Here is a 23749-nt window from a genome sequence, read left to right on the forward strand (position 1 = left end):
CCGCCGAACCGGGACGTGCGCCAGCACGCCCGAAGAAAACACGCGGGAGAATTATCCATGAAAGCCTTGCAGACCCACGCCGTGGGCGGCCCCGAAACGCTCGTCCTTGATGACCTGCCCGACCCTGTCGCTGGTCCCGGCCAGGTGGTCGTCGCGGTCAAGGCTTGTTCGATCAATTTCCCCGACACGCTGATGATCCGCGACTTGTACCAGTTCAAGCCGCAGCGCCCTTATTCGCCCGGCGGTGAGCTTTCCGGCGTGGTCGAAAGCGTGGGCGAGGGCGTCACCCAGTGGAAGGCCGGCGACCGCGTGATCGCCATGGTCGGCAATGGCGGCCTGCGTGAAAAGGTCGTGGCCGAGGCGGCGCGCCTGTTCTCGCTGCCCGATGGCATCGATTTCGAAACCGGCGCCTCGCTGCTGATGACCTATGGCACCAACATTCATGGGCTGGTCGATCGCGGCCACATCAAGGCTGGCGATACCGTGCTCGTGCTGGGCGCTGCGGGCGGCATCGGCCTGTCCGCCATCGAACTGTCGAAGGCGTTCGGCGCGCGCGTCGTCGCCGCCGTCTCCAGCGAGGAAAAGGCCCAGATCGCGCGCGAGGCCGGTGCCGACGACGTGGTGATCTATGGCCGCCCGCCGTTCGACAAGGCCCAGTCCAAGGCCCTGTCCGAGCAGTTCAAGGCCGCCTGCGGCCCGGACGGCGCCAACATCGTCTATGACGTGATCGGCGGCGACTATTCCGAACCCGCGCTGCGCGCCATCGCGTGGGAAGGGCGCTTTCTCGTCGTCGGCTTCACCGCCGGTATCGCGCGCCTGCCGCTCAATCTCACCCTGCTCAAGGCCTGCGACGTTTCCGGCGTGTTCTGGGGCGCATGGACCGCGCGCGAGCCGGAGAAATTCCGCGCGGAAGTCGCCCAGCTGTTCGACATGGTCAAGGCGGGCAAGATCCGCCCCCGTGTCTCCGCGCGCTTCCCGCTGGCGCAGGGCGGCGATGCCATCGCCATGCTCGAAAACCGCCAGGCTGTGGGCAAAGTGGTGGTGACGATGGACTGACGCGTTGCTCTACACCCCCTCCTCTGCAGAGGAGGGGGTGACATCCAGCTTCCCCTCATTTGTCCCCGTAAGCCGGCAATCCCAGCCTGAACTGGATCGCCACCCCGCGCAGCGCGAAGCCCGCCAGCGCCGCCACGGGCCAGACCAGCCCGTTCGCCAGCCCCAGCATCTGCCCCGCCGCACACAGCGCCGAGGACAGCGCGGCCGCCGTCACGTAAAGTTCCGGCCGCATCAGGATCGAAGGACGCCCGGCCAGCACGTCGCGGATCACCCCGCCCACGCAGCCGGTAATCACCCCCATCAGCACCGCCGGCACCGGCGTCACGCCGTAAGCCAGCGCTTTCGCCGTTCCCAGCACGGCATAGGCGCCCAGTCCCGCCGCGTCCGCCCATTCCAGCACCGGCCGGTCCCACCAGCGATGCGGCGTGAACCACGCGACCAGCGCCACGCCCAGGCAGACCGGCGCCACCGCCGAATCGCGCACCCAGAACACCGGTGCGCCGATCAGCAGGTCGCGCACCGATCCGCCGCCCACGCCCGTCACCAGCGCAAAGAACGACATCGTCACGAACGTCTGCCGCAGCCGCGCAGCCAGAAGCGCGCCGCTCAGCGCGAACACGGCCACGCCCGCCAGATCGAGCAGGCTGGCGATCGCGGGCAGGGCGGGGGATGTAAGGATCGGCGCGGGCATCGCCGGCGCATAGCACTGCCGCGCCACTTCGGACCAGTGCGCGGACGATCCCTTAGGGTGATGGTAACCATCTGTGTGGCAGAGACCATGAGCGAAAGGCAAAGATCACAAGCCCATGGCCTTCAGGAACCTACTGCGAAACCGGGGAGAGAGCGCCGGCGGGGATAGCGGCACGGCATCGGGGGCACACGCCCTGTCCGATCCCGTGCGTCGGCTCGACGTGCTCGATGCGGTCGAACGCTCGGGCCGCGTGTTCCTCTGGGGCACCGATTCCGCTGGCTGCCTTACCTATCTGTCGCCCGGCGCCGCGCCGCGGCTTGGCGCTCAGGTTGAGACGATTCTCGGCCGCCCCTTCGCTTCTCTGTTCGAGGTGGACCCCGACAATCCCGGCGAACGCTCCGACCGGCCGCTCCAGTTCCAGATGACTTCGCGCGGGCGGCTTGCCGACCTGATCCTGCGGTTCAACCCGGCCGCGTCCGATGCAGGCACGGCGCCGACGTGGTGGGCGCTTTCGGGCGAAGCAGCGCTGGCGGAGGACGGCACGTTCCTTGGCCACCGGGGCCATGCGCGCGATGTCACCACCGAATACGTCCGCCGTATCGAGGATGCGCGCCTCGCCGAATTCGACACGCTCACCGGCCTCGGCAACCGCCACCGGCTCAATCGCCGGCTCGACCAGGTGCTCGCCGCCTACCGCGCCTCGGGCCGTGCCTGCGCGCTGCTCATGCTCGATCTCGACCGGTTCAAGCACGTCAATGATACTCTGGGCCACCAGGCCGGCGACGAGCTGCTGCGGCAGGTTGCGCAGCGCCTGCGCAAGGTGATCGGCGAGCGGGGCGAGATCGGCCGGCTTGGCGGCGACGAGTTCCAGGTGATCATCCCCGACCTCGATGATCGCGGCAAGCTGGGTGAACTGGCCGAGCGCCTGATCGGCCATATTTCGCAGCCTTATCTCGTCGGCGCGGACCGCGCGGTGATCGGCACGTCGGTCGGCATCGCCGTCGCCCCGTTCGATGGGCAGGAACGCGACCAGGTTGTCCACGCAGCCGATCTTGCGCTCTATGCCGCCAAGAACGGCGGGCGCGGCCAGTTCCGCTTCTTCTCGTCCGACTTGCGCGACGAGAAGGAGGAGCGCCGGCTGATCGAGGAAGCGCTGCGCGCCGCGCTCGGCAGTGAGGAACTGACGCTCAGCTACCAGCCGGTCGTCCGCACGGACGATCACACCGTGGTCGGCTTCGAGGCGCTGATGCGCTGGGAAAATGCGGATCGTGGCGCCATCGACCCTTCGCTGTTCATTCCGATTGCCGAGGAAACGGGCCTGATCGCCCCGCTCGGCGCGTGGGCGCTGCGCCGCGCCTGCGCCGACGCCATGGCGTGGCCCAAGTCGGTGCGCGTCGCGGTCAATGTCTCGGCCGTCCAGTTCGCGGACACCGCGTTCCCTGCCATGGTCGAGGAAGCGCTGGCGGACAGCGGCCTCGCGCCCGACCGGCTCGAACTGGAACTGACCGAATCCATCTTCCTTGGCGATGATGACGCGACCAGCGCCGCTTTCGATGCGCTCAAGGCCATCGGCGTGCGGCTGGTGCTCGACGATTTCGGCACCGGCTATTCCTCGCTCAGCTACTTGCGCGCCGCCCCGTTCGACAAGCTCAAGGTTGATCGCAGCTTCGTCGAGGTGTGCACGCTGCAGGATAACAGCAGCGCCAAGATCATCGCCGCGATCATCGGGCTTGCCGAAGCGCTGGGCATGGAAACCACGGTCGAGGGCGTCGAGGCGTTCGACCAGTTCCACCTCGTCTGCGCCAAAGGTGCGCGCTTTGTGCAGGGCTTTCTCTATTCGCCGCCGCTGCCGCATGAGGAAACCCTGGCGCGCATTGCCGCCGATGCATTCCGCATCGAACCGACCGGACCCGAACGCCACCGGCCGGAACGCCGCTCGGTCTATCGCCGCGTGGGCCTGATCCACGAGGACCACCGCTACGAAGCGGTGATGAAGGACCTGTCCGCCACCGGTGCCCGAATCGATGGGCTGGTCGGCGTACCCGTGGGCACCGGGGTGGTGCTCGATCTCGGCGCGGGCCAGCTCGCCGTAGGCCACGTGGCCCGCTCCGAAGACGCTACCATCGGCATCGAGTTCGAGACTCCGCTGGTGCCCGACGGGGCAGGGGGCCTCGTCACCCGTCACCGCGTCTCACCCTCCGCGCTCGCCGCTGCCGCCCGGATCGTGCCGACCACTGCGCCGCGCTTCATGGAAGTGAAGCCCGGCAGCAGCACGGCCTCCGCCGCGCGGGCGTAGCGCGCGGCCTTCTTCAGCGCGCTACGCGTGGGGGGGCACCCCGCCATGCAAAAAGGCCGCCCGGTTGCCCGGACGGCCTCTTTCTTGCCAGGGATGGCAATTCGTCAGATGTGGATCGGCTTGCCCTGCACGCCCATCGCCGCTTCCTTCAGTGCTTCCGAATGGGTCGGATGCGCGTGGCAAGTGTAGGCGATGTCCTCGCTCGTCGCGCCGAATTCCAGCGCCAGCGCGGCTTCGGCGATCATCGTGCCCGCCACCGAGGCGATGCACCACACGCCCAGCACGCGGTCGGTCTTGGCGTCCGCGATCACCTTCACGAAGCCGTCGGGCTCGTGGTTGGTCTTGGCGCGGCTGTTGGCCAGCATCGGGAACTTCGAGACCTTGATCTCGCCCTTCTCCTTGGCCGCTTCCTCGGTCAGGCCCACGCCGGCGAACTCGGGCATGGTGTAGACCACGCCGGGGATCACGTCGTGGTTCACGATGCCGGTCAGGCCCGCGATGTTCTCGGCCACGGCGATGCCTTCGTCCTCGGCCTTGTGCGCCAGCATCGGACCCGGGATCACGTCGCCCACCGCCCACACGCCGTCCACCTTGGTGGCGAAGTCATGGTCGGTCTCGATCTGGCCGCGCGCGTTCAGCTCAAGCCCGATCTTGTCGAGGCCGAGGCCGTCCACGTTGGGACGGCGGCCGATCGCCACCAGCACGCAGTCGGCTTCGATCGTGGCCGCTTCGCCGCCTTTGGCCGGCTCGACGGTGAGGGTGGCCTTGCCGCCGTTCACCGCAACGCCCGTCACCTTGGTGCCGAGCTTCAGCTCCATGCCCTGCTTCTTGAAGATCTTGGCGGCTTCCTTGCGCACGTCGCCGTCCATGCCGGGCAACAGCTGGTCGAGGAATTCCACCACGGTGACCTTCGCGCCCAGGCGGCGCCACACCGAGCCCAGCTCCAGCCCGATCACGCCGCCGCCGATCACGACGAGGTGGTCAGGCACCTTCTTCAGCGAAAGCGCGCCGGTGCTGTCCACGATCACGCCGGCGTCGTTGTCCACGGTCACGCCCGGCAGCGGAGTCACGCTTGAACCGGTGGCGATCACCACGTTCTTCGCGGTCACCTTCTCGCCATTGACGATCACGGTGTGCGCGTCCTCGAACGCGGCGTAGCCCTTCAGCCAGGTCACCTTGTTCTTCTTGAACAGGAACTCGATGCCGCCGGTCAGGCCCTTCACCGAGTCGGCCTTCTGCGCCAGCATCGCGTCGAGATCGAGCGTGACCTCGCCGGTCTTGATGCCATAGGTGGCAAAGGTGCCGTTCTTCGCCTCGTCGAACTTCTCCGAGCCGTGCAGCAGCGCCTTCGAGGGGATGCAGCCCACGTTGAGGCAGGTGCCACCCAGCGTCTCGCGCCCTTCGGCGCAGGCCGTCTTCAGGCCCAGCTGCGCCGCGCGGATCGCCGCGACATAGCCGCCGGGGCCGGCACCGATGACAAGGACGTCGTAATCGTAATCAGCCATGTTCTTGGCTCCTTCAGATCCTCCCCCGTGGGGGAGGTGGCAGCCGGCAGGGTTGACGGAGGGGTATTGGCGCAATGCGCGAACCCACCCCTCCACCGCCTGCGGCGGTCCGCCTCCCCCGGCGGGGGAGGATTGAATATCACATATCGATCAGCAGGCGGGTCGGATCCTCGATCGCTTCCTTGATGGTCTTGAGTGCCGTCACAGCCTCGCGTCCGTCAATCAGGCGATGGTCGTAGGACAGCGCGATGTACATCATCGGGCGGATCACGATCTCGCCATTGCGGACCACCGGGCGGTCCTCGATGCGGTGCAGGCCCAGCACGGCCGACTGCGGCGGATTGATGATCGGGGTGGACATCAGGCCGCCGAACACGCCGCCGTTCGAGATGGTGAACGTGCCGCCCGCCATGTCGGCCATGGTCAGCGCGCCTTCGCGGGCCTTCTTGCCGTATTCGGCGATGGCCTTCTCGATCTGGGCAAAGCTCATCTTGTCGACATCGCGCACCACCGGCACGACCAGCCCGTTCGGGGCCGAGACCGCGACCGAGATGTCGACGTAGTCGTGGTAGACGATCTCGTCGCCCTGGATCTGCGCGTTGACCGCCGGAATGTCCTTGAGTGCCAGAACCGAGGCCTTGGCGAAGAACGACATGAGGCCGAGCTTCACGCCGTGCTTCTTCTCGAACACGTCCTTGTACTTGTGGCGCGCTTCCATCACCGCGCTCATGTCCACGTCGTTGAACGTGGTCAGCAGCGCGGCCTGTTCCTGCGCGCTCTTCAGGCGCTTGGCGATGGTCTGGCGCAGGCGCGTCATCTTGACGCGTTCCTCGTTGCGGCCGGCAACCGGCGCTGCTGCAACCGCGGGAGCGGCCACGGGGGCGGTTGCCGCCGGGGCTGGCGAGGCCTGCTTGGCTTGCGCTGCGGCCAGCACGTCTTCCTTGGTCAGGCGGCCGTCCTTGCCGGTGCCCTTGACGCTCGACGGGTCGATGCCGTGCTCCAGCACCGCGCGGCGCACTGCCGGGGACAGCACCGCAGCGTCATCGCCCTTGGGCGCAGCGCTGTCGGAGGCCGGGGCAACCGGGGCTTCGGTGCGCGGCGCGGGAGCCTGGGCTCCGGCGGCGGCAACGCCGTCCTCAATCGTGCCAAGCGGCGCGCCAACCGAAACGGTGTCGCCTTCCTGTGCGATGTAGTTGCCCATCACGCCGGCGGCGGGGGCGGGCACGTCGACCGCAACCTTGTCGGTTTCGAGGCTGCAGATGGGCTCGTCGAGCGCCACCGCTTCACCGGGCTTCTTGAGCCACTGGCCGACCGTCGCTTCGCTGACGCTTTCACCCAGCGTCGGAACCTTGACTTCGATGGACATGACTTGGTCTTCCTTGGGGGAGAATTTCGTGATCGGGCGGGGGCGGCGGCCCTCAGCCCTTCTGCTTGCGGCGGATCTCGCCACGGACGGAAAGCGACAGCGCGTCTGCCACCAGCGCGGCCTGTTCGGCTGCGTGGCGCTTGGCGAGACCGGTGGCCGGAGAGGCCGAGGCGGCGCGGCCGGCATAGCGCGGCCGCGCGACCTTGGTCTTGGCCGCCTTCATCGCGTCCTCGATCAGCGGTTCGACGAAGAACCAGGAACCGTTGTTCTTGGGTTCTTCCTGGCACCACACCACTTCTTCCAGGTTCGCCATGCGCGACAGGCGCAGCGCCAGCGGTTCGCCGGGGAAGGGGTAGAGCTGTTCAAGGCGGATGATCTGCACGTCCTTCATCTCGGCGCTATCGCGCGCTTCGATCAGGTCGTAGGCCACCTTGCCGCTGCACAGCACGACCTTGCGGGTGTCCTTGTCCGCCGCGCCGTTGGTGTCCGACAGGATGCGCTTGAAGTGCGCCTCGCCGATGAACTCGCTTGCCACCGACTTCGCCAGCGGATGACGCAGCAGGCTCTTGGGAGTCATGATGATCAGCGGCTTGCGGAACGGACGGTGCATCTGCCGGCGCAGCACGTGGAAGTAGTTGGCCGGGGTGGTGATGTTGCACACCTGGATGTTGTCCTCCGCGCAGAGCTGGAGGTAGCGTTCCAGACGTGCCGACGAGTGCTCCGGCCCCTGGCCTTCGTATCCATGCGGCAGCAGCATGACGAGACCGTTGGCGCGCAACCACTTGGCTTCCGACGCGGCAATGTACTGATCGATCACGATCTGCGCGCCGTTGGCGAAGTCGCCGAACTGCGCTTCCCACAGCACCAGCGTCTTGGGATCGGCGCTGGCATAGCCATACTCGAAGCCCAGCACGCCATATTCGGACAGCGGGCTGTCATGCACCTCGAAACGGCCGTGCGGCAGCGTGGCGAGCGGCACGTACTTGTGCTCGTCGGTCTGGTCGACCCACACCGCGTGGCGCTGGCTGAACGTGCCGCGGCCCGAATCCTGGCCTGACAGGCGGATGTTGAAGCCCTCGGTGGCAAGGCTGCCATAGGCGAGCGCTTCGCCGGTCGCCCAGTCGAAGCCCACGCTGCTGCTGAACATCTCGCGCTTGGCATCAAGCACGCGGCCCAGTGTCTTATGGATCGTCAGGCCTTCGGGCACCGTGGTCAGCACGCGGCCCAGGCTGTCGAACAGCTTCTGGTCGATGCCGGTCGCCACGTTGCGGCGCGCGGTCACCGGGTCGGCCGGCTTGTTCAGCCCCGACCAGCGGCCACCGAACCAGTCGGCCTCGTTCGCCTTGTAGCTCTTGGCCGCTTCGAACTCGGTCTCCAGCGTGGCGACGAAGTGATCCTCGATCTCGCCCTTGGTGCTGGCGTCGATCACGCCCTGCTCCACCAGCCGCTCGGCATAGAGCGTGGAGACGGCGGGGTGCTGGCGGATCTTGGCGTACATCAGCGGCTGCGTGAAGCCCGGCTCGTCGCCTTCGTTGTGGCCGAAGCGGCGGTAGCACCACATGTCGATCACGATGTCGCGGCCGAACTTCTGGCGATAATCGATCGCCAGCTTGCACGCGAAGGTCACCGCTTCGGGATCGTCGCCGTTGACGTGGATGATCGGCGCCTGCACGCCCTTGGCCACGTCCGACGGATACGGCGACCCGCGCGAGAACTGCGGGCTGGTGGTGAAGCCGATCTGGTTGTTGATGACGAAGTGCAGGCAGCCGCCGGTGTTGTAGCCGGTCACGCCGGAGAAGCCGAAGCACTCCCACACGATGCCCTGGCCGGCGAAGGCCGCGTCGCCGTGGATCAGCACGGGCAGGACCTGCTTGTGCTTGCCCTCACCGATGTCGTCGCGGAAGACCTGCTGCGCGCGGGTCTTGCCCAGCACGACCGGGTCCACCGTTTCGAGGTGGCTGGGATTGGGCTGAAGGCTCATGTGAACCTTGATCCCGTCGAACTCGCGGTCGGTGCTGGTGCCGAGGTGATACTTCACGTCGCCGGAGCCGCCCACGTCCTCGGGATTGGCGGTGCCGCCCGAGAATTCGTGGAAGATCACGCGGTAGGGCTTGGCCAGCACATTGGCGAGAACGTTCAGGCGGCCGCGGTGGGCCATGCCGTAGATGATCTCGCGCACGCCCAGCTGGCCGCCGTACTTGATCACGGCTTCCAGCGCCGGGATCATCGATTCGCCGCCGTCGAGGCCGAAGCGCTTGGTGCCGACGTACTTCTTGCCGAGGAACTTCTCGTACTGCTCGCCGCGCACCACGGCGGCGAGGATCGCCTTCTTGCCGTTGGGGGTGAAGTCGATCGACTTGTCGCCGCCCTCGATGCGGTCCTGCAGGAACCGACGTTCTTCCACGTCGGAGATGTGCATGTATTCGAGGCCGATCTTGCCGCAGTAGTTCTTGCGCAGCACCGCCACGATCTCGCGCGGGGTGGCCCACTGCACGCCCAGCACGCCGCCCAGGAACACCTTGCGGTCAAGGTCGGCGCCCACGAAGCCGTGGTATTCGGGCGAAAGGTCGGCCGGCAGGTCCTGCTTCGACAGGCCCAGCGGATCGAGGTTGGCGGCCAGGTGGCCGCGCACGCGGTAGGTGCGCACCAGCAGCATCGCGCGGTACGAATCCATCGCCGCCTTTTCCAGCGCGGCCTCGTCCAGTGCGGGCGCGCCGCCCTTCTTGGCGGCCTTGGCGATTTCAAGCTTGAGCGCCATCGGGTCGAGCGCCCGGGTCAGATCGTCGCCGGCGGCGGCGTCGGTGATGGGCCACCGCTTGGATTGCCACGAAGGGCCGGGCTGCGGTCCTTCCTGGAAAGGATCGACGTCGAATTCGTGCACTTCCTGACCCATGCGTCACTCCTATTGCCCCCGGGGAGGGTGGGGCTTCGGAAAAAAGGGGCCGCCCGCGCCAACGCGCGCGCCGCGGCAGGTACTTTCCAAGGGGCGGATCGTTCCGCCCGATACGTCGGCCATCGTTTCCGCGCAGTCTTGCGCGCTACCAGCGATGGTCCAAAGGCCTGACGGGCAGACCCCTAGGTAGAATGCCGGAGCGCGGGGGAGCGCGGCACCAGCACTTTCAGGCCGGGATCGCGGCGCGCGGGAGGCCGGGAAAGCCCGCCGCGCGCGCCGCTTTCATCCGATCAGGCCAGCGAGCCGTCGATGGCCTTGCAGGCCACCAGCAGTTCCTTGACCGCATCGACCGAGACCTGGAGACCGGCCTTGTCGGCGTCGTCCAGTTCGATCTCGATCACCTTTTCCACGCCGTTCGCGCCAATCTGCACCGGCACGCCGACGTAGAGGCCGTCAACGCCATACTGGCCGTCGACATAGGCGGCGCAGGGCAGGATGCGCTTCTGGTCGCGCAGGTAGGCTTCGGCCATCGCGATGCCCGAGGTGGCGGGGGCATAGAACGCCGAACCGGTCTTGAGCAGCGCGACGATCTCGCCGCCGCCCGAACGGGTGCGCTGCACGATCGCATCGATGCGCTCCTGCGTCGACAGGCCCATCTTCACGAGGTCGGGCACAGGGATGCCGTTGACGGTCGAATAACGGGTCACGGGGACCATCGTGTCGCCGTGGCCGCCCAGCACGAAGGTGTTCACGTCCTTCACCGAGACGTTGAACTCGTCGGCGATGAAGTGGCTGAAGCGCGCCGAGTCGAGCACGCCGGCCATGCCGACGACCATGTGGTGCGGCAGGCCCGAGAATTCGCGCAGCGCCCACACCATCGCGTCGAGCGGGTTGGTGATGCAGATCACGAAAGCGTTCGGCGCGTTGTCGCGGATGCCTTCGCCCACGGCCTTCATGACCTTGAGGTTGATGCCGAGCAGGTCGTCGCGGCTCATGCCCGGCTTGCGGGCGACACCGGCGGTGACGATGATGACGTCGGCGCCAGCGATGTCGGCATAGTCATTGCTGCCGGTGATCTTGGCGTCGAAACCTTCGACGGGACCGCACTGCGACAGGTCCAGCGCCTTGCCCTGGGGCACGCCTTCCACAACGTCGAACAGGACGATGTCGCCAAGTTCCTTCTGGGCGGCGAGGTGCGCCAGCGTACCGCCGATGTTGCCGGCGCCGATCAGGGCAATCTTCTTGCGTGCCATGAGCTTTACGGTCCTTTCCCGTAGTCGCGGGACAAGAGTTCAAGCGACCGCCATCAGGTTCTCCCGCGCCCGCGTGACGGGAAGGCTACCTGGCGGATGGCAGGCGACCTAGGCCTGCCCGCACACGAATGCAAGCCGCAAAAACCCCTGTTTTCCGGGTTTTTGCGATAACAGTTCGCAATAGCAATAATGCGGTATTCCGACGTCGGTCCGGTTAGCGGCGATGCGCGCGGCGGCGGCTGAATTCGCGCGCCATACCCCGGTCGAGTGTGCGGCAAACCTCGATCCACCACGCGGCAAGGGTGCTGTCGCCGCGCCGTTCCGCGTCGGCCGCTTCTTCGCACGCGCGAGCGGCCGCGGACAGGCCGTGCGCGGCGAACAGGCGCAGCGCGGCGCCCAGCAGGGCATCGCCCGCTGGCGCGTTGTCGATCAGGGGCATGACGGCGCGAGTGTTGTCGTTCGCCGCGCGCGGCAGCAGCCATCCAGTGGCGGGGCGGACGAGGCAGGGCGAGACGATCCCGTATGCAGGGGCAAAGCGCAGCATCGTTTGGTCTCCATCTCCGCAGGAACGTGCCGCAGCCCGTTCCCGTCTCGTCCCCGCGTTATGGGCGCGGCACGTGAACACTCGGTTCGTCGTCACGGTAAAGGAAGCGATAACCTCCCGGAATGCACCCGGCGCGCGACGAAGTGTTTGAAAGATAGAGATTCGTGCGGTTTCACGCGCGATCCGGTCCGCCTCAGCCCTGCGGCTGGGCGATCCATTTGCCTGCGTTTTCGTACGCAGGGTTGACCGCGCCAGAGCGGGGCAGGGCGCCGGCCTTGAACACCGCGTCGCCGCCGCGTTCCTCCACCGCCGGGACATAGGTCGGGGCGCTGGCATGCGGCAGGGGCGCCTGCCCGAAGCTCGCCCCCGGAGCCACCGCGCCCGCCTGTCGCAGCGCGGCGATGCGGCCTTCCTCGAACGCCTGTTCTAGCGCGACCGGATCGGCCACATCGGCCGGCGTCGGGGTCCAGCTGCGCGGGTGCGGCGCGGCCATCGGCTCGCCGCCTGCATAGACCGAAGTGAACGCGGCTGGCCGCCCCGCGCTGCCCGCCCAGCGGTAAAACCGGTGCGCGCCGATTGCGCCGATGAAAGTCAGCTTGTCCGCCCAGCCGGGATGCACAGCCCAGGTGTGGTAATGTGTGGCAAGGCCCACTGGCGCATAGACATAGCCCGCCAGTGCATCGGCCGCGACTCGGCGCGCCCGGTCCCAGAACGCCGCCACCGGCCGCCGCGCCAGCGATCCGTCGCAGGCGAAGCTGAACTGGCACCCCGGCCGCTCCGACCCCTGATAGACCACCCCGCATACCGAATTGGGATAGGCAGGATGCGCCACGCGGTTCAGCACCACCTGCGCCACCGCGCGCTGGCCCGCATCCGGCTCGCTCGCCGCCTCGTAATAAACGGCGGCGGTCAGGCACTGCAGTGCGCGCCACTGGTCCTCGCCGCTGCCGCGCGCCAGCACCGGGCGCGCCGCCGGGCCTGCGGGCGAGGTCATGTCCTCATCGTCGCGCCGCGCGTTCCACGCCGCCTGGGCCGCGTCGGGCGCGACCAGGCCGCTGTCGCCGGGTGCCAGATAATAGAACGCCGAACCGGGAAAGCTCTCGCCCGACCGCTCGAACGGCTGGAGCCGCTCCTGCGCGGCGGCCGGCTCGATCCCTTGTGGATTGCCCCAGCCCAGCATGCCCAGGACCGCGCCGGCCAACCCGATCGCGGCGATGCCGGCCACGCGCTGACGCAGCAGCGAGGGCCGCCGCAGCGCGCGCCGGGCCGAGATCATGTCGCGCTGGCGAATGCGCGCGGTGAAGTCGCGCGGGCGCAGGTCTCCCGGCTCCGGCGCGCCGATTATGGCGCGCGGGGCGGGCACTGCCTCGGGTGGCAGCATCACGGGCCGGTAACGGACCGTCAGGGGCACGGTGTGGACGCCATGGCGAACGTGCAGAATCGCTCCTTCGACCGCAGGCGATAGGGCATGGACCGCCTGTCCGCACCCTGTCTGTGGCTTCCGTCCCGTTACAATACACCAGCCTGCCAGCCGGTTAACCGCCTGCCGCCGAGCTAACAGGTTGCGCAGCGCGTTCGCCCCCGCTATCGGCGCCGGCGACGCCACCGGTGCCCCGCAAGGGGCTAAGAGGGAATTCGGACCAGATCCGAAGCTGCCCCCGCAACTGTGTCCGGACGAGCGTGCCGACTTCGCGTGCCACTGGCCTTCGGGCCGGGAAGGCCGTCGGCCCGCGATGACTCCGGCGAGCCAGGAAACCTGCCGGTGTGTGGTCGTTCCATGGCCGGGCGGGGTGCACCGGGCATATGCGAGGACGGTGCGTGCCTGATGGCCCCGCGCATCTCCCGCCATGAGCGACACGTTCGTTCATGGGCCGGGAGTTTATCCACGTCATGCGTTCGTCGTTCATCGCCCTCTCGTTTGTTCTCGCGCTCACCGCGCAAGCCGCGCGTGCCGAGGAGAGCGAAGCCGCCCCGATCACCGTGCTCGCCACCGGCAGCGAGATGCCCATCGACCAGAGCGGGCAAGCCATCGCGGTCATCTCCACCGCCGATCTCGACCGCCTGCAGGGGACCGACCTCGTTCGCGTGGTTGAACACCTGCCCGGCGTCGCGTTTGCGCGCAGCGGCGGGATCGGTTCGCAGACCAGCCTGTTCGTGCGCGGTGCCAATGCCGAGCACCTGCTGGTCCTCGTCGATGGCGTGCGCCTCAACGACGTTTCCTCGCCCAAGGGCGCCAACGACTTCGCCACGCTCCAGACGGGCGGTATCGGCAGCATCGAACTGCTGCGCGGGTCGAACTCGGTCGTCTGGGGATCGGAGGCGATCGGCGGCGTGCTCGCCGTGACCACGCGTGAGATCAATGGCGTGGAAGCCAGCGCCGAAGGCGGCAGCCACGGCACGTTCTCGGGCAATGCGGTCGCCGGCCTTGCGGGCGATCGCGGCGCGATCAGCCTGTCGGGCGGGTATGACCGCACCGATGGCGTCTCGGCCGCGCGTGCCGGCACGGAACCGGACGGCTATGAGCAGTGGCGCGTGGCCGGTCGCGGCCGGGTCGATCTGGCCCCCGGCCTCAGCGTCGTCGCCAACGCCCGCTATGCGCGCAGCCGCACCGATTACGATGGGTATAGCGATATCGACTTCTCGCCGGTCGATGGTCCCTTTTACCAGATCACCCGTCAGTTCACGGCGCGCGCAGGCCTGCGTTATCGCTCGGACATCGTCGATCTTGATGCCGGCTACAGCCTTTCGGATACCCGCCGCGACAATTACGATCCCACGTCCGCCACGCCGTTCCAGTATGGTTTCGCCGGTCGCAGCCAGCGCGCCGAACTGACCGGTCGGCTTCACTTGCCGCAGAACTTCGCGCTCGACTTCGGGGCCGACAGCGAGCGTCAGACGCTGCCGCGCGGAGGGGCCGGTTCGCCGCACAGCCGCTTGAACAGCGCGCACGCGCTGCTCGGCTGGTATGGCGAACGCGCGCAGATCGCCGCGGGCCTGCGCGTGGACGATCACAACCAGTATGGCAGCGCATGGACCTTCGGCGCCAATGCCAGCGTGCGCCTGCCCGCCGACCTGCGCCTGCGCGCCAGCTATGGCGAAGGCTTCCGCGCGCCGACGCTCTATGAACTCTACGATCCCACCATCGGCAATGTCGCCTACCAGTCGTTCGGCTTCTCCGCGCTCCGGCCCGAACGCAGCCGCAGCTACGAAGCCGGCCTTGAATGGGGCAGCCGCGACCGGGTGTTCGCCGCGATCAGCCTGTTCCGCCGCGATACGCGCAACCTGATCGATTACTTTTCGTGCTACGGTGTGAACACGCCCGCGTGCGATGCGGCGAACGCGGTGGGGTATTTCGGCTATGGCGGGATTTACTACAATGCGGACCGCGCGCGTGCCGAAGGGATCGAGCTGGAATGGGCGGCGCACCCTTCCTCGACGCTGGCGGTGCAGATGAACGCCACGCTCCTGCGCGCCCGCGATCGCAACAAGGGCGGCTTCAACTTCGGCAAGGATCTGCCGCGCCGCCCGTTCGCCACCGTCACCGGCTCGATCGACTGGAAGACGCCCCTGGCCGGCCTTTCGCTCGGGGCGGACACCCGCTTCCGATCGGAAAGCTATAACGATGCCGGCAATTTCACCCGCCTGCCGGGCGGCATGATCGCGGACCTGCGCGCGTCCTATGCGCTCACGCCCAAGGTCGAAGTCTATGGCCGCGTCGAAAACCTGTTCGACGCCTATGTGCCCACCGTCGCCGGCTACAACACCTGGGGCCGCGCCGGCTTTGCGGGCGTCCGGGTCCGCTATTGAACGACCCCGCGCGCCTTTCCCCCGTGGCGGCACGCCGCCGTTCCCCCCTCCTTGTCAAAGGAGGGGGGCGAGGGCCGGTGCTGCCGGTTTTCGCTGCGCTCTGCTCTGTTCTTCTCACCTCCTGCATCCCGGCCAGCCACGCCGACGAGGCGCCCGCGCCCCGGCCACATGGCGCCGGTCCCACCATCGTCAGCCTCAATCCCTGCGCCGATGCCGTCCTCGCCGAAGTCGCCGATCCGGCGCAGGTGCTGGCGCTCTCGCATTACAGTCGCGATCCGCGTTCCAGTTCGATGGACCCGGCGCTCGCCCGCCGTTTCCCCGTCACGCGCGGCACGGTCGAGGAAGTCCTCGCGCTGCGGCCCGACGTGGTGATCGACGGCACTTTCGTTGCCCCTGCCACTGCCGCGGCCTACCGCCGGCTCGGCCTGCGCCTCGAAACCGTGGGCATCGCGGCGACCATTGCCGATAGCCGCGCGCAGGTCCGCGCGCTCGCCGCGCTTGCCGGCCATCCCGAACGCGGCGAAGCGCTGGTCGCCCGGATCGACGCCGCGCTTGCCGCCGCCGCACCGCCTGCGGGCAGCGCGCCCGTTCCGGCCGTGGTCTGGCAATCGGGCGGCATCGTGCCGGGGCAGGGCACGCTCGTCTCCGATCTGCTCAGGCACACCGGCTTCACCAATTTCAGCGCGCTGCGGGGCATGAACCAGGCGGATCGCCTGCCGCTCGAACGGATGCTGGCGGATCCGCCGCGCGTGATCCTGTTCGCCTCGGCCAGCGAAGGCGCGCAGGGCGAGGAGGATCGCAGTCTGTCGCATCCCGCGCTCGCCGCGCTTACCGGCACCGCCCGCGCGCCTTTCGCGCCCAGCCTGCTTTATTGTGGTGGTCCCACGATCATCCGCGCCGCCGCGCGCCTTGCCGAAGTCCGTCGCGCGCTCCGTCCTCTGGCGATGGCCCGCAAATGACCCGTCCGGTCACGCTCCTGCTCGTGCTGCTGGCCGTGGCGCTGCCGCTGTCGCTGCTCGCCGGTCAGGTGTGGATTTCTCCCTTCGGCGCCCCGGTGCGCAATGCCGTGCCGATCCTGATGGAACTGCGGGCCCCGCGCGCGGTGCTGGCGCTGGTGATCGGTGGTGGGCTGGGCGCGGCTGGTGCGGCGATGCAGGGCTATCTGCGCAATCCGCTGGCCGATCCGGGCCTGTTCGGCGTCGCGCCCACCGCCGCGCTCGGCGCGGTGCTGTCGTTCTATACGGGCTTCGCGGTCCAGCCTTATGCGCTGCCGGCCTTTGCGCTCGGCGGCGCGGCGCTGGCCATGGCGCTGCTCGCCCTGATCGCGGGGCGCAACGGCAGCCTCGCGCTGTTTACACTGGCGGGCATGATGATCGCCAGCCTTGCCGGCGCGCTGACCAGCCTTGCGATCAGTCTTTCGCCCAATCCCTTCGCGCTGTCCGAAATCGTCACCTGGCTGATGGGCGCGCTGGCGGATCGCGGCTGGCAGGACGTGGCCATCGCCGCGCCGCCCACGCTGCTGGGCCTTGTGCTGCTTGCCCGCGCGGGGCCGTCGCTCGATGCGCTCACGCTGGGCGAGGCTGCCGCCCGTTCGCTGGGAGTCGAACCGGCGCGCCTGCAGTGGCTGATGGTCGTGGGCGTCGGCCTCGTGGTGGGGGCCGGGGTGGCGGTCGCCGGGATCATCGGCTTTGTCGGACTGATGGTGCCGCACCTCGTCCGCCCGTTCACCGACCAGCGCCCCTCCAGCCTGATCGTGCCCAGCGCGCTGGCCGGCGCACTGCTGCTGCTGGTTGCGGATTGCCTGTGCCGGATCTTGCCGCTCGCGGGCGGCGAACTGCGCCTCGGTATCGCGCTCAGCCTGATCGGCGCGCCGTTTTTCCTGCGGTTGCTGTTGCAGATGCGCAAGGTGATCGGGTGATGCCCGTCCCTGACACGCTGGCCGCCCACGCCCTGACCGTCCCCGGCCGTCTCGATGGCGTGGACCTCACGCTCGAACCCGGCACCGTCACCGCCATTCTCGGCCCGAATGGCGCGGGCAAGTCCACCCTGCTGTCCGCGCTCGCCGGTCTGCTGCCCGGCCGGATCACGCTTGCCGGTGCCGCGCTCGCCGGGCTGTCCCCGCGCGAAAGGGCGTGCGCCATCGGCTACCTGCCGCAGGAGGGCGAAGTTGCGTGGAACCTTTCGGTGGAAACGCTCGCCCGGCTCGGCCGCCTGCCGCATCGCACGTCCGCAGGCGAAGATGCCGCCGCCGTTGCCGAGGCGCTGGCCGCGCTCGATCTGGAAGAGTTCGCGCAGCGCCCCGTCGCCAGCCTTTCCGGCGGCGAACGCGCCCGCGCACTACTCGCCCGTGTGCTGGCCGGCCGGCCGCGCTGGGTGCTGGCCGACGAGCCGCTGGCCGCGCTCGACCTTGCGCACCAGCAAGCGCTGCTCCGGCGCTTCCGCACGCTGGCGGACCAGGGGCAGGGCGTGGTGCTGGTGCTGCACGATCTCGCGCTGGCGATGAACCATGCGGACCGGGTGGTGGTGCTGCGGCAGGGCCGGATCGTGGCCGACGGGCCGCCCGAAGCCGCGCTCACCCCGGCCATCATCGCCGGGGTCTGGCGTGTCTGCGCCCGGTGGCTGGGCCAGCCCGGCGCCCGTGCGCTCGCGGTGGACGCCTAACCTCGCGCCCTCAGGCCGTCTCCCGTTCGCCTTTCGCCTCGCTCAGCGCCGCTGCGAAATTGCTGGCGAAATGCTCGGCGAAGTGGTCGCGCTCCTTCATCGAAATCGCCGGTCGCAGCATGGCCGGGTGAGGCATGCGGCCGAACGACGATGCGGGCTCCAACTGGTGCCTGCCGTCATGCTCGTCCTGAACCTTGTCGCTTACCACAGCGTCATCCCCATCGGTAAATCACTCAAATCACGGTTGTTTGTTTATCACGTCCCGGCGGCAGATACTTGTATGGGATCGACAGGCGACCCGCCCGATCCGACGCGCGCACGGCTTGCCCCCCGGGTCACTTGTCGCGGGGCCTCGCACCACCCAGATGGGAGAGCCCGATGGTTTGCGCGTGCCTTTCGGGCCGCTTGGAAAACCGTTGCCTGAATCGAACAAATCTGGAACACGCTCACCTCATGTCCCTCACGACCATTTCCGTGCGCGGCGCGCGCGAGCACAACCTGAAGGGGATCGACGTCGATCTCCCGCGGGACAGCCTTGTCGTCATCACGGGCCTGTCCGGTTCAGGCAAGTCGTCCCTCGCGTTCGACACGATCTATGCCGAGGGCCAGCGCCGTTACGTGGAATCGCTCTCGGCCTATGCGCGCCAGTTCCTCGAAATGATGCAGAAGCCCGATGTCGAGCACATCGACGGCCTTAGCCCCGCGATCTCGATCGAGCAGAAGACGACCAGCCGCAACCCGCGCTCGACGGTCGCCACCGTTACCGAGATCTACGACTATATGCGCCTGCTCTGGGCGCGCGTCGGCATTCCCTATTCGCCCGCCACGGGCGAGCCCATCGCGGCGCAGACCGTCAGCCAGATGGTAGACCGGGTTATGGCGCTGCCCGAAGGCACGCGTGCCTACCTGCTCGCTCCCGTCGTGCGTGGCCGCAAGGGCGAATACCGCAAGGAACTCGCCGAATGGCAGAAGGCGGGCTACACCCGCGTCCGCATCGACGGCGAGCTGATGGCGATCGAGGACGCCCCCGCGCTCGACAAGAAGCTGAAGCACGACATCGAAGTCGTGGTCGACCGCATCGCGGTCAAGGACGGCATCCAGACCCGCCTTGCCGACAGTTTCGAGCAGGCGCTCAAGCTGGCCGATGGACTGACCTTCATCGACCTCGCCGATGGCGTCGTCCCCGGCCGCGAGGATGAAGTCGCGGGCAAGGGCAAGATGAAGAAGACCGGGCTGCCACCCAACCGCATCGTCTTTTCCGAAAAGTTCGCCTGCCCGGTCAGCGGTTTCACCATCGACGCGCTCGAACCGCGCCTGTTCTCGTTCAACGCCCCGCAGGGCGCGTGCCCCGCGTGCGACGGCCTTGGCGAAAAGCTGCTGTTCGACCCGCAGCTGGTCGTCCCCAACGAACATCTGTCCTTGAAGCAGGGCGCCGTGGTCCCTTGGGCCAAGAGCAACCCGCCGTCGCCCTATTACATGCAGGTGCTGTCCAGCCTGGCCGAACACTTCGGCTTCGCGCTGGAAACCCCGTGGGAAGCGCTGCCCGGCGAAGTGAAGTTGGTCATCCTCTACGGCACCGGCGGCAAGGCGGTCCCGCTCACGTTCGTCGACGGCAAGAAGTCCTACACCGTCAGCAAGGCGTTCGAGGGCGTGATCGGCAATCTCAACCGCCGGATGCTGCAAACCGAAAGCGCGTGGATGCGCGAGGAGCTGGGCAAGTTCCAGACCGCGCAGCCGTGCGAGACCTGCGGCGGCGCGCGCCTCAAGCCTGAGGCGCTCTCGGTCAAGGTCGCGGGCAGCGACATTTCCAGCGTCACTCGCCTCTCGGTCGCTGCGGCGGTGGACTGGTTCGCGCAGCTCGACGGCAGGCTCACCGCGCAGCAGGGCCAGATCGCCAAGGCCATCCTCAAGGAAATCAACGAGCGGCTCGGCTTCCTCAACAACGTCGGCCTGGATTACCTCAATCTCGACCGCACCTCGGGCACGCTGTCGGGCGGCGAAAGTCAGCGCATCCGCCTCGCCTCGCAGATCGGTTCGGGCCTGTCGGGTGTGCTCTACGTGCTCGACGAACCCTCGATCGGTCTCCACCAGCGCGACAACGACCGCCTGCTCGAAACGCTCAAGCGCCTGCGCGATCTCGGCAATACGGTGATCGTGGTCGAGCATGACGAGGACGCGATTCGCACCGCCGACTATATCGTCGATCTCGGCCCCGGCGCCGGCGTCCACGGCGGCGAGATCGTCGCGCAGGGCACGCTGGCGGACATCCTGGCGAGCGAGAACAGTCTTACCGGCCAGTATCTCACCGGCGCACGCCGGATCGAGGTTCCGGCCCAGCGCCGCTCCGGCAACGGCCTGTCCATCACGGTGGAGGGCGCGCGCGCCAACAATCTCAAGAACGTCACCGCCAGCATCCCGCTCGGCACGTTCACCTGCGTCACCGGCGTGTCCGGCTCGGGCAAGTCGAGCTTCACCATCGACACGCTCCACGCCGGCGCCGCCCGCGCGCTCAATGGCGCGCGCGTCATCGCGGGCGCGCACGACGCGATCAAGGGCCTCGAGCACTGCGACAAGGTGATCGAGATCGACCAGTCGCCCATCGGCCGCACCCCGCGCTCCAACCCGGCGACCTACACCGGCGCGTTTACGCTCATCCGTGACTGGTTCGCGGGCCTGCCGGAATCGCAGGCGCGCGGCTACAAGCCCGGCCGCTTCAGCTTCAACGTCAAGGGCGGCCGCTGCGAGAAGTGCCAGGGCGACGGCCTCATCAAGATCGAGATGCACTTCCTGCCAGACGTGTACGTCACCTGCGAGGAATGCGGCGGCAAACGCTACAACCGCGAAACGCTGGAAGTGAAGTTCAAGGGCCACTCCATCGCCGACGTGCTCGACATGACGATCGAGGACGCGGAGGAGTTCTTCAAGGCGGTGCCGCCGATCCGCGATCGGATGCACATGCTCAACGAAGTCGGTCTCGGCTACGTCAAGGTCGGCCAGCAGGCCACCACGCTTTCGGGCGGCGAGGCGCAGCGGGTCAAATTGGCCAAGGAACTGGCGCGCCGCTCCACCGGGCAGACGCTCTACATCCTCGACGAGCCGACCACGGGCCTCCACTTCGAGGACGTGCGCAAGCTGCTTGAAGTGCTGCACCGTCTGGTCGATCAGGGCAACTCGGTGGTGGTGATCGAACACAACCTCGATGTCATCAAGACCGCCGACTGGCTGCTCGACATGGGGCCGGAAGGCGGCGTGCGCGGCGGCGAACTCGTGGCCGAAGGCACGCCCGAGCATGTGGCGGAAAGCCCCCGCTCGTTCACTGGTGCCTATCTCAAGCCGCTGCTGGTGCGCTGATGCCTCTGCGCTGACCTCATCAATCAACCAGTCCCCAAAACCCGCCGGTGCTCTACGTTTGCGCCATAACCACAAGGGAAGGGGATCAATTCATGGCCATCGCCGCAGGCCTTACCGCGCGCATCGTTATCCTGTTCGTCATCGGCGCCGCCGGCCAGGTCGGAGGTTCGCTGCTTCTTGGCCGCACCGCCGGTTTCACCAACGCTGCGTGGAGCGCCGCGTGCATCGGCATTTACGCCATCTCTTTCTGGGCGCTCGCTACGTTGATCCGCGAAGGCGGCCCGCTCAGCCTGATCATGCCGCTGCTCGCGGCCGTGGTTCCGATGATCGTGACATTCGTCGCTGTTTTCGCGTTCGGCGAACCCGCCTCGTGGCCGCGCCTCGGCCTGCTGACCTTCGCCTGCGTCGTCATCGGCATCGCCGGCGCGGTCTGAATCGTACGCTCAACCTCCTCGTCATTCCCGCGTCGGCGGGGATGACGAGAGGTTTGCCGTTCGAGACGTAAACCGTCGCGGGGCTTTTGTCCTTGCCCCACCTGTGAGGCCGGATCAGAGGACGAAGTCGCCCGCCTGCAGCGAGCCGCTGAGCGAAACGACCATGATCGCGTAGTCGGCCTGGGCGTCGTTGTCGCTGTTGATCTGGATCTGGTAAACCGACGCAAAAGGGGTGGAGACGACGCGGATCTGGCCGGGCGTGCCCGTGCCGAAGGCGGCGTTGCCGATGAACGAGAACGCCTGGTCGCCCGTCACGCCGCGATTGGCGTCGAGCACGGACAGGTCGATCCGGTCGCCGTCGATCCGGTTGAAGTCGCGGATCATGTCCATGGTGCGGAAGTCGGCCCCGCTGCCGCCGTTCAGCGAATCCGCACCGACTCCGCCCGAAAGCACGTCGTCACCTGCGCCGCCGGAAAGCTGATCGTTTCCGCGCTCGCCGTAGAGCCTGTCGCTGCCGGTGCCGCCCAGCAGCAGGTCGTTGTCGTCGCCGCCGCGTGTCCGATCCGCCGAACCCGCGGATCAGGTCGTCGCTGGCGCCGGTGGTGATCGTATCGGCCCGTCCCCAGACGGCTTGGTTGATCGCGTCGAAATCACCATCGCGCATGGCCAGCATGAAATCGCCGAGCGTGATCGAAAGCCCTGTCACCGTAGTATCGGGGGTGGTGAAACCGTCGATCGTACCGGTCATGGGGCTGAAGGAAAACGCGTCGCTGGCGTGCAGCGAAATCGTGCCGTCCCTCAGTGTGAACGTCAGGACATGCTTGTCCAGCTAAATGGTGGGCGCGCTCGTCTGATCGAATAGCAGGTGCTGGATCGTCTCTTCGGAAATGACGTTCGACCAAGTGGTTGCCACGGGCGAGGTGGTGGTCGCGATGCTCATGGCTATTCCTCTCCGTAGCGATTGTTCGCCCAGATTACGCTTTTTGCATATTGGTCCAGCGTTGCGCAGGGGGCGTGGCAGCCCCTCCCGGCGAGAGATCAGCTCCCGGCGGGGGCATTCCTGCTCATGGGGCGCACCTGCCGTGCAACCAGCCAGTTCGCCGCGGCGCGGATGTCCTCCTCGGGGATCGCGCCATCGGCCATCACGCTTTCGCCATTGCGGTTGTTGCGGATCGCCACGGCGGGCGTGCCGGCCACGCCCGCGCGCTGGGCCGCATCGCTTTCCTCCAGCACGCGGCGCATCGTTGCGGTGGAGCGCAGGCAGGTATTGAAGCGCGCGGTGTCGGCCGCACCCGCCGCGCCCGCCAGCGCGGTGATCGGGTTGCCGCCGCCGGGCTGGGCGGCGATGCCGCGGCCGTTGGTGGCAGTCATCGCCAGGTAGGCGTCAAGGAAGCGATAGTAGGCCGCCGGACCGCTCTGATCCGCCACGCACAGCGATGCGGCCGAAGCTGCCATCGCCGGCTCGCCGTGGAAGGGCAGCGGCAGCAGCCGCACGGCCAGGTTCATCCGTCCGCCCGCCGCATCGACCAGACGCTCGCCGGTGTTGCCGAACATCTTGCAGTAGGGGCACTCGGGATCGAGCCACACGATCAGCGTCAGATCCGCGTCGGCATTGCCATAGACGCGGTCTGCCTTGCCCAGCGGCGCCACCGCCTCGGCCGAGCGCCAGCCGCCAGTGGCGCTGACCGGGGTTTCGGCGCCGTTGTCCTCGCCGGGCAGCGGCAGGCTCGGCGCGGCGGCGGCAAGGCCGGGCGCGGCCAGCACCAGTGCAGCGGCGATCAGGCGCGGAAGAAGTCGGGACACGGCAAGGTTCCTTCAGGCAGGCGGGCGGGGAGGGCAGGATCAGGAATGTCGGTCAGCCAATCGCGCGCCCCTTCCACAGGCGTATGGCA

General features: G+C 67.9%; 19 protein-coding genes and 1 riboswitch. Of the genes, 8 read left to right on the forward strand and 11 right to left on the reverse strand.

All coding sequences use genetic code 11. From position 1 onward, the window contains the following. Positions 1-57: 57 nt before the first annotated feature. Complete coding sequence (locus tag OLX02_RS01870; protein ID WP_264419720.1) at positions 58-1056, forward strand: NADPH:quinone oxidoreductase family protein; 999 nt, start codon at positions 58-60, stop codon at positions 1054-1056. A 55-nt stretch (positions 1057-1111) separates the two neighbouring features. Here the strand turns inward: OLX02_RS01870 and OLX02_RS01875 are convergent, their stop codons facing one another. Next, a complete protein-coding gene (locus OLX02_RS01875) occupies positions 1112-1747 on the reverse strand; it encodes a trimeric intracellular cation channel family protein (protein WP_264419721.1) in 636 nt (211 codons plus the stop codon). A 115-nt stretch (positions 1748-1862) separates the two neighbouring features. On the opposite strand from OLX02_RS01875, the gene OLX02_RS01880 reads away from it, so the two are divergent. After that, positions 1863-4043 carry a putative bifunctional diguanylate cyclase/phosphodiesterase gene (locus OLX02_RS01880; protein WP_264419723.1) on the forward strand — a complete coding sequence of 727 codons (2181 nt, stop codon included), beginning with the start codon at positions 1863-1865 and terminating at the stop codon, positions 4041-4043. Between the two features lie 104 nt (positions 4044-4147). Here OLX02_RS01880 and lpdA read toward each other — a convergent pair whose 3' ends face one another. The 6 genes from lpdA to OLX02_RS01910 form a co-directional block, all read right to left on the reverse strand. Next, the gene (gene lpdA, locus OLX02_RS01885; protein WP_264419725.1) at positions 4148-5548 is read right to left on the reverse strand and encodes a dihydrolipoyl dehydrogenase; all 1401 of its coding nucleotides are present in this window, start codon (positions 5546-5548) and stop codon (positions 4148-4150) included. 139 nt (positions 5549-5687) lie between these two features. Continuing rightward, entirely contained in the window at positions 5688-6914 is a 1227-nt protein-coding gene (gene odhB / locus OLX02_RS01890) for a 2-oxoglutarate dehydrogenase complex dihydrolipoyllysine-residue succinyltransferase (protein WP_264419727.1), read from the reverse strand. Positions 6915-6966: 52 nt separating this feature from the next. After that, a complete protein-coding gene (locus OLX02_RS01895) occupies positions 6967-9807 on the reverse strand; it encodes a 2-oxoglutarate dehydrogenase E1 component (protein WP_264419729.1) in 2841 nt (946 codons plus the stop codon). A gap of 290 nt (positions 9808-10097) precedes the next feature. After that, positions 10098-11060: a malate dehydrogenase gene (gene mdh, locus OLX02_RS01900; RefSeq protein ID WP_264419731.1), complete on the reverse strand. Its 963-nt coding sequence runs from the start codon at positions 11058-11060 to the stop codon at positions 10098-10100. A 214-nt stretch (positions 11061-11274) separates the two neighbouring features. After that, positions 11275-11604: a hypothetical protein gene (locus OLX02_RS01905; protein WP_264419732.1), complete on the reverse strand. Its 330-nt coding sequence runs from the start codon at positions 11602-11604 to the stop codon at positions 11275-11277. A 193-nt stretch (positions 11605-11797) separates the two neighbouring features. Then, complete coding sequence (locus tag OLX02_RS01910; RefSeq protein WP_264419734.1) at positions 11798-13015, reverse strand: cell wall hydrolase; 1218 nt, start codon at positions 13013-13015, stop codon at positions 11798-11800. 178 nt (positions 13016-13193) lie between these two features. Then, positions 13194-13383, forward strand: a riboswitch (cobalamin riboswitch). Between the two features lie 111 nt (positions 13384-13494). Between OLX02_RS01910 and OLX02_RS01915 the strand changes: the two genes are divergently transcribed. From OLX02_RS01915 to OLX02_RS01930, 4 genes are all read left to right on the forward strand, one after another. Next, entirely contained in the window at positions 13495-15411 is a 1917-nt protein-coding gene (locus OLX02_RS01915; protein ID WP_264419737.1) for a TonB-dependent receptor plug domain-containing protein, read from the forward strand. 77 nt (positions 15412-15488) lie between these two features. Beyond that, positions 15489-16370, forward strand: a complete 882-nt coding sequence (locus OLX02_RS01920) for an ABC transporter substrate-binding protein (protein ID WP_264419740.1) — start codon at positions 15489-15491, stop codon at positions 16368-16370. Further along, complete coding sequence (locus OLX02_RS01925) at positions 16367-17329, forward strand: FecCD family ABC transporter permease (RefSeq protein ID WP_264419742.1); 963 nt, start codon at positions 16367-16369, stop codon at positions 17327-17329. Before OLX02_RS01920 ends, OLX02_RS01925 begins: the two co-directional genes overlap by 4 nt. Beyond that, on the forward strand, positions 17329-18072 hold the full coding sequence (locus OLX02_RS01930) for an ABC transporter ATP-binding protein (protein ID WP_264419744.1): 744 nt from the start codon (positions 17329-17331) through the stop codon (positions 18070-18072). The genes OLX02_RS01925 and OLX02_RS01930 overlap by 1 nt, the downstream gene beginning before the upstream one ends. A 10-nt stretch (positions 18073-18082) precedes the next feature. Here OLX02_RS01930 and OLX02_RS01935 read toward each other — a convergent pair whose 3' ends face one another. After that, a complete protein-coding gene (locus OLX02_RS01935) occupies positions 18083-18280 on the reverse strand; it encodes a hypothetical protein (protein WP_264419746.1) in 198 nt (65 codons plus the stop codon). A 245-nt stretch (positions 18281-18525) separates the two neighbouring features. On the opposite strand from OLX02_RS01935, the gene uvrA reads away from it, so the two are divergent. Beyond that, a complete protein-coding gene (gene uvrA, locus OLX02_RS01940) occupies positions 18526-21423 on the forward strand; it encodes an excinuclease ABC subunit UvrA (protein WP_264419748.1) in 2898 nt (965 codons plus the stop codon). Between the two features lie 92 nt (positions 21424-21515). Further along, positions 21516-21857, forward strand: a complete 342-nt coding sequence (locus OLX02_RS01945; RefSeq protein ID WP_264419750.1) for a hypothetical protein — start codon at positions 21516-21518, stop codon at positions 21855-21857. Between the two features lie 114 nt (positions 21858-21971). Here the strand turns inward: OLX02_RS01945 and OLX02_RS01950 are convergent, their stop codons facing one another. The 3 genes from OLX02_RS01950 to OLX02_RS01960 form a co-directional block, all read right to left on the reverse strand. Further along, the gene (locus OLX02_RS01950; RefSeq protein WP_413630051.1) at positions 21972-22391 is read right to left on the reverse strand and encodes a hypothetical protein; all 420 of its coding nucleotides are present in this window, start codon (positions 22389-22391) and stop codon (positions 21972-21974) included. Next, the gene (locus OLX02_RS20155) at positions 22315-22605 is read right to left on the reverse strand and encodes a hypothetical protein (RefSeq protein ID WP_319641222.1); all 291 of its coding nucleotides are present in this window, start codon (positions 22603-22605) and stop codon (positions 22315-22317) included. The genes OLX02_RS01950 and OLX02_RS20155 overlap by 77 nt, the downstream gene beginning before the upstream one ends. A 290-nt stretch (positions 22606-22895) precedes the next feature. Further along, positions 22896-23660 (reverse strand): DsbA family protein, encoded by a 765-nt coding sequence (locus tag OLX02_RS01960; protein WP_264419753.1) that lies wholly within the window; start codon positions 23658-23660, stop codon positions 22896-22898. Between the last annotated feature and the right edge of the window lie 89 nt (positions 23661-23749).

The sequence above is a fragment of the Novosphingobium sp. KCTC 2891 genome, assembly GCF_025938155.1.
Classification (GTDB): domain Bacteria; phylum Pseudomonadota; class Alphaproteobacteria; order Sphingomonadales; family Sphingomonadaceae; genus Novosphingobium.

What these genes read in the sequence shown, in the direction of transcription:
- mdh (WP_264419731.1), bottom strand. Translation starts at nt 11,060, where the DNA reads ATGGCACGCAAGAAGATTGCCCTGATCGGCGCCGGCAACATCGGCGGT.
- OLX02_RS01945 (WP_264419750.1), top strand. Translation starts at nt 21,516, where the DNA reads ATGGCCATCGCCGCAGGCCTTACCGCGCGCATCGTTATCCTGTTCGTC.
- OLX02_RS01880 (WP_264419723.1), top strand. Translation starts at nt 1,863, where the DNA reads ATGGCCTTCAGGAACCTACTGCGAAACCGGGGAGAGAGCGCCGGCGGG.
- OLX02_RS01895 (WP_264419729.1), bottom strand. Translation starts at nt 9,807, where the DNA reads ATGGGTCAGGAAGTGCACGAATTCGACGTCGATCCTTTCCAGGAAGGA.
- uvrA (WP_264419748.1), top strand. Translation starts at nt 18,526, where the DNA reads ATGTCCCTCACGACCATTTCCGTGCGCGGCGCGCGCGAGCACAACCTG.
- OLX02_RS01875 (WP_264419721.1), bottom strand. Translation starts at nt 1,747, where the DNA reads ATGCCCGCGCCGATCCTTACATCCCCCGCCCTGCCCGCGATCGCCAGC.
- odhB (WP_264419727.1), bottom strand. Translation starts at nt 6,914, where the DNA reads ATGTCCATCGAAGTCAAGGTTCCGACGCTGGGTGAAAGCGTCAGCGAA.
- OLX02_RS01870 (WP_264419720.1), top strand. Translation starts at nt 58, where the DNA reads ATGAAAGCCTTGCAGACCCACGCCGTGGGCGGCCCCGAAACGCTCGTC.
- lpdA (WP_264419725.1), bottom strand. Translation starts at nt 5,548, where the DNA reads ATGGCTGATTACGATTACGACGTCCTTGTCATCGGTGCCGGCCCCGGC.
- OLX02_RS01930 (WP_264419744.1), top strand. Translation starts at nt 17,329, where the DNA reads ATGCCCGTCCCTGACACGCTGGCCGCCCACGCCCTGACCGTCCCCGGC.
- OLX02_RS01925 (WP_264419742.1), top strand. Translation starts at nt 16,367, where the DNA reads ATGACCCGTCCGGTCACGCTCCTGCTCGTGCTGCTGGCCGTGGCGCTG.
- OLX02_RS01905 (WP_264419732.1), bottom strand. Translation starts at nt 11,604, where the DNA reads ATGCTGCGCTTTGCCCCTGCATACGGGATCGTCTCGCCCTGCCTCGTC.
- OLX02_RS20155 (WP_319641222.1), bottom strand. Translation starts at nt 22,605, where the DNA reads ATGACCGGTACGATCGACGGTTTCACCACCCCCGATACTACGGTGACA.
- OLX02_RS01915 (WP_264419737.1), top strand. Translation starts at nt 13,495, where the DNA reads ATGCGTTCGTCGTTCATCGCCCTCTCGTTTGTTCTCGCGCTCACCGCG.